16 protein-coding genes are annotated in these 12,192 nt (G+C 71.7%); 8 read left to right on the top strand and 8 right to left on the bottom strand.

Going from position 1 to position 12,192, the window contains the following annotated elements; all coding sequences use genetic code 11:
• Positions 1–2: 2 nt before the first annotated feature.
• Entirely contained in the window at positions 3–623 is a 621-nt protein-coding gene (locus OG510_RS19875; protein ID WP_164266361.1) for a DUF47 domain-containing protein, read from the bottom strand.
• A gap of 223 nt (positions 624–846) precedes the next feature.
• On the opposite strand from OG510_RS19875, the gene OG510_RS19870 reads away from it, so the two are divergent.
• Positions 847–1,194 carry a metal-sensitive transcriptional regulator gene (locus tag OG510_RS19870; RefSeq protein ID WP_406138436.1) on the top strand — a complete coding sequence of 116 codons (348 nt, stop codon included), beginning with the start codon at positions 847–849 and terminating at the stop codon, positions 1,192–1,194.
• Between the two features lie 79 nt (positions 1,195–1,273).
• Here the strand turns inward: OG510_RS19870 and OG510_RS19865 are convergent, their stop codons facing one another.
• Together OG510_RS19865 and OG510_RS19860 are read right to left on the bottom strand one after the other, a co-directional pair.
• Positions 1,274–1,477 (bottom strand): hypothetical protein, encoded by a 204-nt coding sequence (locus OG510_RS19865; protein WP_406138435.1) that lies wholly within the window; start codon positions 1,475–1,477, stop codon positions 1,274–1,276.
• A 106-nt stretch (positions 1,478–1,583) separates the two neighbouring features.
• On the bottom strand, positions 1,584–2,405 hold the full coding sequence (locus OG510_RS19860) for a hypothetical protein (protein ID WP_406138434.1): 822 nt from the start codon (positions 2,403–2,405) through the stop codon (positions 1,584–1,586).
• Positions 2,406–2,547: 142 nt separating this feature from the next.
• Between OG510_RS19860 and OG510_RS19855 the strand changes: the two genes are divergently transcribed.
• Both OG510_RS19855 and OG510_RS19850 read left to right on the top strand, forming a co-directional pair.
• Positions 2,548–2,712, top strand: a complete 165-nt coding sequence (locus tag OG510_RS19855; protein ID WP_406138433.1) for a hypothetical protein — start codon at positions 2,548–2,550, stop codon at positions 2,710–2,712.
• A gap of 176 nt (positions 2,713–2,888) precedes the next feature.
• Positions 2,889–4,481, top strand: coding sequence for an FAD-binding oxidoreductase (locus tag OG510_RS19850; protein WP_406138432.1), 1,593 nt, complete (start codon positions 2,889–2,891; stop codon positions 4,479–4,481).
• Between the two features lie 44 nt (positions 4,482–4,525).
• Here the strand turns inward: OG510_RS19850 and OG510_RS19845 are convergent, their stop codons facing one another.
• From OG510_RS19845 to OG510_RS19835, 3 genes are read right to left on the bottom strand one after another with little or no spacing between them, the layout of a single operon-like run.
• A complete protein-coding gene (locus OG510_RS19845) occupies positions 4,526–4,840 on the bottom strand; it encodes an Asp23/Gls24 family envelope stress response protein (protein ID WP_406138430.1) in 315 nt (104 codons plus the stop codon).
• Positions 4,837–5,583: an Asp23/Gls24 family envelope stress response protein gene (locus OG510_RS19840; RefSeq protein ID WP_406138429.1), complete on the bottom strand. Its 747-nt coding sequence runs from the start codon at positions 5,581–5,583 to the stop codon at positions 4,837–4,839. The genes OG510_RS19845 and OG510_RS19840 overlap by 4 nt, the downstream gene beginning before the upstream one ends.
• A complete protein-coding gene (locus OG510_RS19835) occupies positions 5,574–6,149 on the bottom strand; it encodes an RNA polymerase sigma factor (protein ID WP_406142462.1) in 576 nt (191 codons plus the stop codon). Before OG510_RS19835 ends, OG510_RS19840 begins: the two co-directional genes overlap by 10 nt.
• 233 nt (positions 6,150–6,382) lie before the next feature.
• Here OG510_RS19835 and OG510_RS19830 point away from each other — a divergent pair, with 233 nt between their 5' ends.
• From OG510_RS19830 to OG510_RS19810, 5 genes are all read left to right on the top strand, one after another.
• Positions 6,383–6,922, top strand: coding sequence for an Asp23/Gls24 family envelope stress response protein (locus OG510_RS19830; protein WP_406138427.1), 540 nt, complete (start codon positions 6,383–6,385; stop codon positions 6,920–6,922).
• A gap of 93 nt (positions 6,923–7,015) precedes the next feature.
• On the top strand, positions 7,016–7,258 hold the full coding sequence (locus OG510_RS19825; RefSeq protein WP_406138426.1) for a hypothetical protein: 243 nt from the start codon (positions 7,016–7,018) through the stop codon (positions 7,256–7,258).
• Positions 7,255–8,328 carry a DUF6286 domain-containing Asp23/Gls24 family envelope stress response protein gene (locus tag OG510_RS19820; protein WP_406138425.1) on the top strand — a complete coding sequence of 358 codons (1,074 nt, stop codon included), beginning with the start codon at positions 7,255–7,257 and terminating at the stop codon, positions 8,326–8,328. The genes OG510_RS19825 and OG510_RS19820 overlap by 4 nt, the downstream gene beginning before the upstream one ends.
• On the top strand, positions 8,312–8,896 hold the full coding sequence (locus OG510_RS19815; protein WP_406138424.1) for a hypothetical protein: 585 nt from the start codon (positions 8,312–8,314) through the stop codon (positions 8,894–8,896). The genes OG510_RS19820 and OG510_RS19815 overlap by 17 nt, the downstream gene beginning before the upstream one ends.
• 212 nt (positions 8,897–9,108) lie before the next feature.
• A complete protein-coding gene (locus OG510_RS19810) occupies positions 9,109–10,137 on the top strand; it encodes a YihY/virulence factor BrkB family protein (RefSeq protein WP_406138422.1) in 1,029 nt (342 codons plus the stop codon).
• A 79-nt stretch (positions 10,138–10,216) separates the two neighbouring features.
• Here OG510_RS19810 and OG510_RS19805 read toward each other — a convergent pair whose 3' ends face one another.
• The gene (locus OG510_RS19805; RefSeq protein WP_406138421.1) at positions 10,217–10,924 is read right to left on the bottom strand and encodes a phosphatase PAP2 family protein; all 708 of its coding nucleotides are present in this window, start codon (positions 10,922–10,924) and stop codon (positions 10,217–10,219) included.
• Between the two features lie 242 nt (positions 10,925–11,166).
• Positions 11,167–12,165: an NlpC/P60 family protein gene (locus tag OG510_RS19800; protein ID WP_406138420.1), complete on the bottom strand. Its 999-nt coding sequence runs from the start codon at positions 12,163–12,165 to the stop codon at positions 11,167–11,169.
• Positions 12,166–12,192 lie beyond the last annotated feature (27 nt).

Below are 12,192 nucleotides of genomic sequence, written 5' to 3'. Positions count from 1 at the left end.
GTTCAGGACTCCTTGACCGCGATGGTCTCCACCGTGTTGGCGACGTGCTCGAACGCGTCGGCCGCCTCTTCCAGCACATCCACGATCTGCTTGAGCTTCAGGACCTCCATGGCGTCGTACTTGCCGTTGAAGAGGTGGGCGAGCAGCTTGCGGTGGATCTGGTCGGCCTGGTTCTCCAGCCGGTTGACCTCGATCCAGTACTCGGTCAGGTTGTTCATCGTCCGCAGGCTCGGCATCGCCTCAGCGGTCAGCACGGCCGCCCTGGCCAGCACCTCGATCTGCTGCTCGACGCCCTTGGGCAGCTCCTCGACCTGGTACAGCACGACGAGGTCGACGGCCTCCTCCATGAAGTCCATGATGTCGTCGAGGCACGAAGCGAGGTTGTAGATGTCCTCGCGGTCGAACGGCGTGATGAAGGAGGAGTTGAGCTGGTGGAAGATCGCGTGTGTCGCGTCGTCCCCCGCGTGCTCCGCTGCCCGCATCCGCTCCGCGATCTCGACCCGGCCGGATGCGTCCGCGCCGAGCAGTTCCATGAGGAGCTTCGAGCCCGTGACGATGTTGTCCGCGGATGCGGCGAACATGTCGTAGAAGCTCGTCTCCCTGGGGGTCAGACGAAAGCGCACGTGGGGTCCTCGGGGCTCTGGATTCGGTCAGGCTGATGCTAGGCGCATCATCCGGCCACGGCTAACCGGCGTTGTTCAGTGTCGCCCATGGGGCACAGTGATCAGCACGGGGCCCGCCCCGATTTTCGGAAGGATCGGTATTATATACCCACGAGGGGTATCAAGAACCTTTCTGGACAACAGGTCACCATCATTCACAACGGTTCCACAACGGGAGGACGCGATGACAACCACCGAGGCGGCCGGCGCGCCCGACCGCATGGGCCAGGAGCCGGGCACCGAGCCCGTCGTGCACGGCTACCACAAGCAGAAGGACGAACATCTCAAGCGGCTGCGCCGGATCGAGGGCCAGATCCGCGGACTCCAGCGGCTGGTGGACGAGGACGTCTACTGCATCGACATACTCACCCAGGTATCGGCCTCCACCAAGGCCCTGCAGTCCTTCGCGCTCCAGCTCCTGGAGGAACATCTGCGGCACTGCGTGGCGGACGCGGCGGTCCGCGGCGGCGAAGAGGTCGACGCGAAGGTCGAGGAAGCCACCAAGGCCATCGCCCGGCTGCTGCGCACCTGAGTGACCCCTCCTGGCGGTGGCTGAAAATCGCCGGTGGGGCGGCCGGTCAGCCGGTCGGGCAGCCGACCGGCCGGTCCGGTCAGCGTTCGTGGTCCCGGCGGGCCTGCGGGCGCCCCTCCGGGAGCGCGGTCCGCGTGGTCCTCACCATCAGCACCTCGTCGATACGGGCCTGGCTGAGCCGCTCCTCCAGCGAGGCGGCAGCCGCGATCATCAGCTCTCCGCACAGTTCGATCTCGACGAGGGCGATGCGGTCCTGGACGGTGAGCACTCCGGCCATGGCCATCACCCCTTTCTGAGCCGACTTCCTGAGCCGACTTCCCAGCGTAGGGAAGCGCCCACGTGCCGCGCATGGCACGTACGGACCATTTCCCACTGGTTCCTGCCGGTTCCTACTCGACGGTCCCGGCGTAGATGTCGCCGATGGGCGGCAGTGTCACCGCCACCGGTACGCCGAAGTCGTAGAGCAGCGTCGTCGACGCCACCTGGACGGTCTGCCCCTTGTTGGCGAAGCTGAACGTCTCGCGGAGCTTGCGCAGCCGGCCCTGCGCGTCGAAGTACGCGTCGAAGGGCACACCCGGCCCCGCGAACCCCTTCGCCGCGGCGGCCAGCACCGGCCGGGCCTGCGGCGCCGCGTTCCGGGCGGCCACCGACAGATCGGCGGTCCCCTTGTAGTGCCTTACCCGCGTGCCGGCCAGCTGCTCCGTGCCGGCGTACGAAGCCCCGCGCGCACCGCACAGCACCTCGGCCGCGACCAGCGGATCGGTCGCCCCGTTCGTCACCAGATTCCCGTCCGGGAGCTTCGCGGGCTCGATCCTGACCCACTTGCTCGCGGGGACATTGGCGCCCCGGTTCTTCATGTAGACCGCGGCGGGCGTCAGGACTTCGGTGATCGGCGGGTGCTCCTCGGCCCCCGCGGCATCCGGCGGCAGGACGACCCTGAGCCGGCCGCTGCGCCGTGCGAAGTCGAAGCCGCCGGTGCCCCTGATCGTCACCCGGGTCCCGCCGGTCGCCATCGTCATGGCCGTCCTGGCCCGGGAACTCCCGGCGCCCGACAGGACGTGCGCCGCCTGCCTGACCGCCTGCGGCCCGCCGTTCCGGTCGTCGGCCGACGCCCCGGCACCACCCGTGCAGCCACCGGCGCCCACCACTCCCACCAGAGCGAACGCGGCACCGGCGAGCGCCCTGGTCCTGCTGCTGTACTGCTTCACCATCGCCTGCCAACCCTCAACGCCCGGCCAGTCGTCGGCCGCGCCCGCCTGCTTCGCCTAACGACTCCCGCGAACCGCCGTCACGCCCAACGGCGTCCCCCTGAGCCGGCCGCGGGCCACCGGCCGGTCTGAGTACCGTGGACGGGTGCGCGAAGACGACCCCCCACCGAACGCCCGGCAGCACGCCACCTCGACCTCCGAACGCGGCTCCTTCTGTACGGCCCACTGCGTCTGCGGCTGGACCGGCCCGGCCCGCCGCTCGCGCGAACGCGCCCGTACGGACGCGGCGCAGCACTCGGCGGCGGCCTGACCTGGGGCTGGGGCTGGGGCTGGGGCTGGGCTGAGGCTGTCCGGCGGCCGCAGGCGGACCCGAGGCGTACCTCACAGAGGAACAACCGGGGCAAACCGGGCGGGGGTTGATAGAAGCGCCACGGCAGGGAACCCGTAAGTACCGGCGGCACGTCTCGTACGCCGGGAGGTCCTCTTATGCAACGCCGCACGCTGCTCACCGCCGTACCCGTCCTGGCCACCGCCGCCGCCTGCCGCGGCACCGGGAGTTCGGGCGGTTCCGGCGGCACCGACCAGAAGCCCCCGGGCACCACGGCCGGTTCCGGCACCGGGACCGCGACAGGCGCACCGTCCGGCTCGGGCTCGATGCCCCGCGCGGCCGCCGACTGGACCGCGCTCGGCCGCGGGCTCGACGGCAAGCTCGTCCGCCCCGACGACGCCGACTACCCCACGGCCCGTCAGCTCTACAACACCCGCTACGACAGCCTGAAGCCCGCCGCCGTCGCGTACATCGCGGGCGACGACGACATCCGCGAGTGCCTCGCCTACGCGCGGGCGCACCGCATACCCGTCTCGATCCGCAACGGCGGCCACTCCTACGCGGGCTGGTCATCCGGCAACGGCCGCCTCGTCATCGACGTGTCCAAGCTGTCCCGCATATCGGCGGACGGCACGATCGGCGCGGGCGCCAAGCTGGTCGACATCTACGAGACCCTCGGCAGGAGTTCGCGCGCCATCCCCGGCGGCTCCTGCCCCACGGTCGGCATCTCGGGGCTCACCCTCGGCGGCGGCCACGGCGTCGCCTCCCGTGCGTACGGCCTGACCTGCGACAGCCTCACCTCCGCCACCCTGATCACAGCCGACGGCAGGCGCCTGACGGCCAGCGCCAAGGAGAACAAGGACCTGTTCTGGGCGCTGCGCGGCGCGGGCAACGGCAACTTCGGCGTCGTCACCGGTCTGACCTTCCGTACGCACGACGCACCGCAGACCGTCTCCGCCTATATGTCCTGGCCCTGGTCGAAGGCGCACGCGGTCATCGACGCCTGGCAGAAGTGGGGCCCCGGCCAGGCCGACGAGATCTGGTCGTCGGCGCATCTGGAGGCGGCGTCGGGCGGGGCGGCCCCGAGCGTCTCCGTGGCGGCGTTCTCCCTCGGCAGTTACGGAGACCTCCAGAACGCGGTCGACCGCCTCGCCGACGCGGTGGGCGCCCCGGCGCGCTCCGTCTCCCTGCGCAGGCGCGGCTTCGAGGACGCGATGCTCGTGTACGCGGGCTGCGGGAGCCTCAGCGAGGACCAGTGCCATCTGCCGGGTCCGACGCCCGGCCGCCGGACCCAGGGCACGCTGCAGCGCGAAACGTACGCGGCGGCGTCCGACTTCTACGACCGGGCGCTCCCCGCGGACGGCATCGACGCCCTGCTCTCCAGGACCAGCGCCTTCGCCGGCCTGAGCGCCGCCCAGGGCGCGGGCTCGGTGGCGCTCACCGCGCTGGGCGGCGCGATCAACCGGGTCTCCCCATCCGCCACGGCGTTCGTGCACCGGCGTTCACGTGTGCTGGCCCAGTACATAGCGTCCTGGCAGCCCGGCACCGCGGGCAGCGCCCAGCAGAGCTGGCTCAAGGACACCCACCGGGCGATGGGCCCGTACGCGTCGGGCGGCGCCTACCAGAACTACATCGACCCGAAGCTGACGGACTGGCGGACGGCGTACTACGGGGCGGGGGCGCCGAAGCTGGCCCAGCTCAAGAAGCAGTACGACCCACAGCGGCTGTTCGACTTCCCGCAGGCGCTCTGACCCGTCGTGACACGTCCTGGCACGTCCCCGATGGTGCACGCGCGTCACGCGAATCCGGTGACGGTCACGCCGACCGTCACGGCGGCCGGGTCCGCGACCGCCCGCAGCACCGCCGCCCGGACGGCGCGCGTGACGTCGACGGCGCGGTGGCCCTGCCGCAGCACCACGAACACCTCGGCCGTCCAGCCGTCGCCGCCGTCCGTGTCGGCCCGCCCGATCCGTACACCGGCCGGCCCGCTGCGGCCCGCCGTACGCAGCAGCCCGGCGAGCCCGGGCCGCAGAAACGCGACTCCGGGGACGCCGAGTGCCGCCTCCGCGACCGTCGCCGACAGCTGCGCACGGGTGTCCTGATCCGTCATCGCACACCTCCAGTGGCGCCGTTGAAACCATCGGGGCCATCGGGGCCATCGCCCGCGTCGGCGACATCCGCGGCATCGGTGACATCGGTGACATCGGTGATGGTCACATCGATCGAGGCCACCTCCATCCCCAGCGCGCTGTCCGCCGCGGCCGCGATCCGCTGCCGGATCTCGTCCGCCGCCTCCTGAAGGTTCCAGGTCAGCGCGACGGACGCCTCGACCCGTACGCGTACGGGACCCCGCGGATCTGTTCCAGTCGCCGTCCCCGTTCCAGTCGCCGTTCCCGTTCCGGTCGCCGGGGCGTCCCGGTCGAGGGGGGCGATCCGGCAACTGCCCACCTGCACGCCCGGCACCAGCTCGGCCGCCGCCCGGAACGTCCTCGCGGCCGCCGCCTCGACGATCCACGCGTCCTCGTCCGGTTCGCCGAGCGGCAGCGTGCGGCCGGGCCGCAGTTCGAGCCGGACCACGTCCATCACCCGCTCGATGAGGGTGAAGGCACCGGCGCCGGACTCCGGTTCCGCGCCTTCCGTGTCCCGGGCCTGCTGCACCGCGACGCCGAGCAGGTCGAGATCGCCCAGCGCGGCAGCGCAGTACTCACAGCCGGCCGTATGGGCATCCGTACCGCCGGTGTCCCACTGTTCCCACACCTCGGACAGCAGCCGGCCGCAGGGCAGCCGCTCGTCGTCGGCGCCTTCGCCGCCCGCCGCGTCCTCGGGCGGCCCGGGGTTCGCAGTCACCGCCATGCGCCCATCGCCTCCGTCAGATAGCGCCGTGCGCGGAAGACCCTGGCCCGGACCGCCTGCTGGCTGATCCCGACGGTCTCCGCGATGGTCTCGTTCGGCAGTCCGTGCAGCTCCCGCAGCACCCAGCAGGCGCGCTGCTCGGGCGAGAGCCCGGCCATGGCGACCGAGAGCGCCTCCACCGCCGCATGCGACTCGGCCGCCCGCGCGGGCGAGAACGCGTGCTCGGGGGCCTGCGGCTCCGGCACGGATTCGAGCCCGGTCACCGGCCGTCTCGCGCGCAGCGCGTTCAGACAACGGTTGGTGACGATCCGGTACATCCAGGTGCGAAAGGCGGCATCCCTGCGGAATTCGGGCAGCTTGCGCCAGGCGGCGATGAAGGAGTCCTGCACGGCGTCCTCCGCTTCGGTCCGGCTGCCCAGGAGCCGGGTGGCCAGTTGCAGCAGTACGGGACCGTGCCTGCGCACCAGTGCCTCGAACGCTTCCTCGTCGCCCTCACCGGCGCGTACCGCCAGCAGCCCGTCGGCCCGCCAGGGGTGGCCATCGCCTTCGGCCGGCGTCTTGTCCAGGTCTCCCGGCACGCGGCGGCTCCTCTCCTCTGCTCACGGGCTTGGACACCGGCCGGGCGTCGGTGTGACGCGACCCGAACAGATCAGACCGACCGATTTTCCATGGCGTCTTCGCGTAACGCCACGCGCACCGCTGTGTCGAAGGAAGTGAGGGCCTACGACGTGAAGCCCACCGGCCACAGCGCACCTCCCAGTGGCCCCCATTCACAGCCCCCACTCACGAGGAGAACCCGATGACCACTCAGGAACTGTCCACCGCGAAGAACAGCACGAACAACACGGGCAGCACGGGCAGCACGGGCACCGGCCCGAGCGGCAGCACCCGGAAGACCCCCGGCTCCACCACGGTGAGCGGTGGCGTCAGCGGCGCGACGGAGCCCGCGGCCTCGCGCGGCAAGACGTCCATCGCCGATGTCGTGGTCGTGAAGCTCGCGGGCACCGCGGCGCGCGAGATCCCCGGCGTGTACGACATGGGCGGCGGCCTCTCCCGCACCCTCGGCGCGGTGCGCGACCGCGTACCCGGCGGCCGCCCGAACGTCGGCCGTGGCGTGAAGGTCGAGGTCGGCGAACGGCAGACCGCGATCGACCTGGACCTGGTCGTGGAGTACGGCGTCGCCATCACCGATGTGGCACGTGACGTACGCGAGAACGTGATCGCGGCCGTCGAGCGCATCACCGGCCTCGAGGTCGTCGAGGTGAACATCGCGGTCAACGACGTGCACCTGCTGGAGGACGACGAGTCCGACACGGGCACCGACACCCGCGTGGAGTGAACGGGCCGGAACAGGTCACATGCACACACCTGCACATCGAGCGGGGAGCGGGCAGCGGACAGCGGACAGCGGCAAGGTGAGGTGAGGTGAGTCGTGAACAGATCGTTGGTGGGGCTGCTGGTGGGAATGGCCCTGGGATTCGCCGGCTGGTTCGGCGGCTTCGGAGCGTTCCTGCTGGTCGCGGCGCTCGGCGCGATCGGCTGGGCGGCGGGCCGGGTGTCGGAGGACGAGGGGTTCGACTGGCGCGAGTTCCTCGCCACCCGTGACCACCGCGGCCCGCGCGACAGCGGACGCTTCCGCGACAGCGGCAACTCCCGTGGCCGGGACCGCCGATGACGGCCCCCGCCGAACGCGGCACGACGACGGTGGCTGACCGCGCGGTGCGCAGGATCGCCGAACGCGCCGCGGGCGAGGCCCTGTTGCCCGGTGACGTACGGGTCACCCATGGATCGGTCAGCGTGCAGGGCCGCCGCGCCCGGGTCGCGGTGGATGTCGCGCTGCCGTACCCGGCGGCGCTCGACGAGGCGGGCAGCCGTATCCAGCGGCGCGTGACGGACCGCACCGCCGAACTGACCGGCCTCACCGTCCCCGAAGCCCGTGTCCGCATCCGCGACCTCCCGGCACGCCCGGCGGCCCCCACCGCCGGGGACGCGGCGGGCCACCCCCCGCAGGACGGCGCCGCCACGGTGGCCGCCCCCGCCGGGAACACTCCCGGGCTCCGCACCCCGCACCGCACCTGGGCACAGCGCCGCATCCCCGTCGCCCTGCTCGGGCTCGCGGCAGCGGCGGCGTGCGCGCTGCTGCTGTACGACGTGGTCCAGGTGCACGCCGCCCACCACGCCCCGGCCCGCTGGCGCACCGGACTTGTCGACTGGCTGGCCGGGCACGATCCGGGCGACGCGGCGGTGACCGCCGGCGGCGCGGTGGCGGCGGTGGCCGGACTGTGGCTGCTGCTGCTCGCCCTGACCCCGGGCGCACGCAAGCTGCTCCCGATGGTCCCGCCCGCCCCTGACCTGCGCGCCGCGCTGGAACGTGCGGCGGTGGCGGTACTGGTACGGGACGCCGTCGCCGCGGTCCCCGGTGTCACCCGGGTCCGTACCCGCGTCGGCAGACACCGGGTCACCGTGCGGGCCCGGCTGGGCTTCGGCGACCGGGACACCGCCCGCCGCGAAGTGAAGGAAGCGGCCGCCTCCACCCTCACCGGATGCGGCCTGGCCCACCCGCTCCGCCTGCGCACCACGGTGACACCGGAACCACACTGGCAACACGGGCCCGGCGCGGACCACACCGGCGCGGACCACACGCCCGCACCACCGCCTGTGGCCGGAGAAGCGACCACGCCCGGCGCCACGACCCCCGATTCCCCCACCCGGGAAGGCACAGGACCCGATGAGCCGACTCCGTAACGGAACGAACCGGGCCGCCCTGGCCGGCGCCGGTCTCGTACTGCTCGCCGGGGGCGGCCTGCTGATGGCGGCCGCGCCCGGCGTACGGCGCCGGCTGCCCTCCTGGTGGCCCCGCCCCGGGCACGGCACCGTACTCCTGGACCGCGCCGGTGCGGCCCGGCTGCGGGAGAACGGCTGGTGGACCCCTGCCGTGATCGCCGCGCTCGCGGTCGCCGCCCTGCTGCTCCTGTGGTGGGTCATCGCCCAGTTCCGCAGCGGCGCCCGCGGCCCCGTACCGCTCACCAGGCCAGGCGTCACCCTGCGCACCCGCGCGCTCGCCGCCGCGATGACCGGGCGGGCGGCCCAGCTGCCCGGGGTGCACCTCGCCCACATCGCGCTGCACGGCCGCCCGCACCGCCTCACCGCCCGCGCCACCCTGCTGCTCACCCAGGACGCCGAGCCCGCCGCCGTCCTGCGCCGGGTCGCCACCGACACCCTCGCGCAGGCCCGCACATCCGCCGCCCCCCGCCCGGTCGCGGCCGACGTACGCCTCGGCATACCGGCACACCGCACCCGCCGCGCCACCTGAGCCCTGCCCCGACCGGGGTAAACCCCCAGGCCGGGGGCAGGAACCAGCAAGGACCACCGCGGAGACGAACGCCAAAACCGGCACCGGCCACCGGCACCGATGCGCGGTGACGAATAAACGAATGCCCGAATGAACGAATGACCGCATGAACGAATGAACGGACGTACCGAACCGTCTGTGCACCGACGGCCCGCTACGTCAGAAAGGCACGCATGGAGCGACGGACCGCACCGGAGCCCCGCGAGAGCCCGGCCCTGCCGTGGATCCCCCGCCCCGGCCGCCGCCCGCCGCACCCCCGGCCGGCATCAGACGCCTGGTCACGCGGGGGCCTGGCGCTGCGCCGTACCCCGCTCTCCATGTGGAACGACGACGTGTCCGACTGGGCCGCCGCTCTCACCTACTACGCGATCCTCGCGCTGGTCCCCGCGCTCCTGGTCACCATCTCGCTCATCGGCCTGGTCGCCCCCGCGACGACGGACGAACTCATCGCGGACGTGAGCGCCTGGGCCCCCGCCGAATCGGGCGCGGCGCTGCATCAGGCGCTGAACCATGTGGCGGGCCAGCGCTCCGCCGCCCTGACGGTCCTGATCGGGGGCGCGTTCAGCGCACTGTGGTCCGCCTCCAGCTACCTCGCGGTCTTCCGTCGCGCCCTGCACTCCATGTACGCGGTCAAGGACGAACGCCCTGCCATCCGCAAGGCGCACCGCATCGTCCTGACGGCTGTGGCCCTGCTGGGGCTGCTGGTGGTGAGCGCGCTCGTCCTGGTACTGAGCGGCACCGTGGCCACCTCCCTGAGCCGCGCGCTGGGCCTGGGCAACGCGGGGACCGACGTCTGGAACCTGCTCAAGTGGCCGACGCTGCTGTGCTGCGTGGCCCTGCTGGTCCTGCTCCTCTTCCGCTCGGGCCCACCGGTGGCCCGCGCCACCCACCGCGGCCTGCCGGGCGGCGTACTGGCGGCGCTGCTCTGGCTGATGGCATCGGCGGGCTTCACGGCGTACGCGGCCGGATTCGGCACCTACAGCAGGCTGTACGGATCGCTGGCGGGCGTGGTCGTGTTCATGGTCTGGCTCTGGGTATCGAACCTGTCCCTGCTGGCAGGGGCCCAGTTCAACGCAGAACTGACAAGAGACACCCGCGAAAACCCACAAGTTCCGGCAAACTCAGCCCCGTCACAATCGAGCCCGGCACCTTCACCCCCGGCACAATCAAGCCCGGCACAATCAAGCCCGTCCGGCGATTGAGGACCGGGGCCCGGGGCAGAGCCCCGAAACCCCCCAGCGGCCCGCACCCGCACCCCGCAGCCGGCCGCCCACCCCCCTGTCACGCGGCCAAGTCATTCCGCCCCGACTCGGACCGAGCCTCAGGAATATCCACGGCGGCGGCAGCGGCCACACTCCGCACCCGACGCGACCGCACCAGCACCCGCCCCCGCTCGGAACGAGCGACGGCCCGCACCAGCGGAGTCAGCAGCGCCATGGCGAGCGGCGAGAGCAGCAGTGTCACCGCCGTCCCCAGCGCGAACCCGCCGACCACGTCGGTCGGATAGTGCACGCCCATGAAGACCCGGCAGAACCCTTCGGCCAGCGCGAGCGCGATCGCGGCGAGCCCGAACTTGCGGTGGGCGACGAAGAGTCCGGCCCCGACGGCCATCGTCAGCGTCGCGTGGTCGCTCACGAAGGAGAAGTCGGTCTTGCCCTTCACCAGGACATCGAGCCCCTGATGCTCGACGAACGGCCGGGCCCGCCCCACGAATCCCCGGATCGGTACGTTCACCAGGACCGCGATCCCGGCCGCCAGCGGCGCCCAGACGATCCCGGCGACGGCCGTCACGGCCGACTCGGTGTCCGGCCGCCTGCGCGCACTCCACCAGCACCCGAGCACCAGCAGCACCACCGCGAGCAGGATCCCGTACTCGCCGATGAACTCCATGGCCCGGTCCACCCAGCCGGGGGCCGACTTCGCGAGACCGTTGACGTCGTAGAGCAGCCGGACATCAGGGTTCGACCCATCACTTGCGAGCCCAGCCATTCGCTGCCCCTTGCCTTTGCTTCACTGCGCGGCGTGCGTCCGTGCAAGCCGCTCTACCAACCCCCGCGGTCAGTGCGCACTCTTGTCGGTGTCCCGGACAAGGGAACGCCCGGCGCACCCACGGCGTTCCGCTCTCTACCGAAAGATCACCAGGACGTTATCGAAGAGTGACTCATCGTCGCAGCTCAGAGGAGGCGGAGTCACCGTGAGTTCAAGCCAGGCGACGGAGCGTCTCAGGGTTTCTAGGTGTTTTTGGGGAGTGCTTTTGCGCCATCCTGAGTGACCCGGGTGGCCCCGAAGTAGTCCGGCGAGTCGATCTTGTCGAAGCGGATCACCGAGCCGGTGTAGGGCGCGTCGATCATGTAGCCGCCACCCACGTACAGCCCCACGTGGTGGATGGCACGGGAGTTGGACAGGTCGTTCGAGAAGAACACCAGGTCCCCCGGCAGCAGCTGATCGCGGGACGGGTGCTCCCCGGCGTTGTACTGGTCGTTGGCCACGCGCGGCAGCGTGATCCCGACACTGTGGTACGCGGCCTGCGTCAGCCCCGAACAGTCGAACCGCCCACCCTGCCCGGCCGTCCCGGTCCCGCCCCACAGATACGGCGTGCCGAGCTTCTGCTGCGCGTAGTAGATGGCGGCGGCGGCCTGCTGAGAGGGCGCCACCCCGTTGACCGGACGGGCGAAGCTCTTCTCCAGGGTGCGGATGACCTTGACGTAGTTCTGCGTCTCCCGGATGGCCGGCACGCCGCCGGCCTTGATCACCCGGTACGCACCCGCGTTGTACGAGGCGAGCATGTTGTCACTGATGTCGCCGGGCACGTTCTTGACGTACTTGGCCAGTTCGCAGTCGTAGGAGGCGGCTGACGGAATCGCGTCGGCCGGATCCCAGATGTCCTTCTTGCCGTCGCCGTTGCCGTCGATACCGTGCGTCGCCCAGGTACCAGGAATGAACTGCGCTATTCCCCGGGCGTCGGCAGAGCTCTTGGCATCCGGCCGCCAGCCGCTCTCCTGGTACAACTGCGCTGCCAGCAGGGCTGGGTTGAGAGCGGGGCAGAGGTCCCCCCACTTCTGGACGATCGACGCATAGGCCGCGGGGACAGCCCCCTTGGCCAGCCCGACAGCACCCTGCGCCGCGCCGCCGAGCCCGGCCGCGGCCGAGTACGTACCGACGACGAGCAGGGCCACGAAGCTCAGGCAGAGCCCGATCCCGATCCCGCCGAACATCCAGATTTTCCGCACACCTCCACCCTCCCGCATCCGGTCCGG

Source organism: Streptomyces sp. NBC_01089 (assembly GCF_045162975.1).
GTDB lineage: Bacteria > Actinomycetota > Actinomycetes > Streptomycetales > Streptomycetaceae > Streptomyces.
The sequence above is the reverse complement of the archived record's forward strand: the minus strand, read 5'-3'. Positions and strand labels throughout refer to the sequence as shown.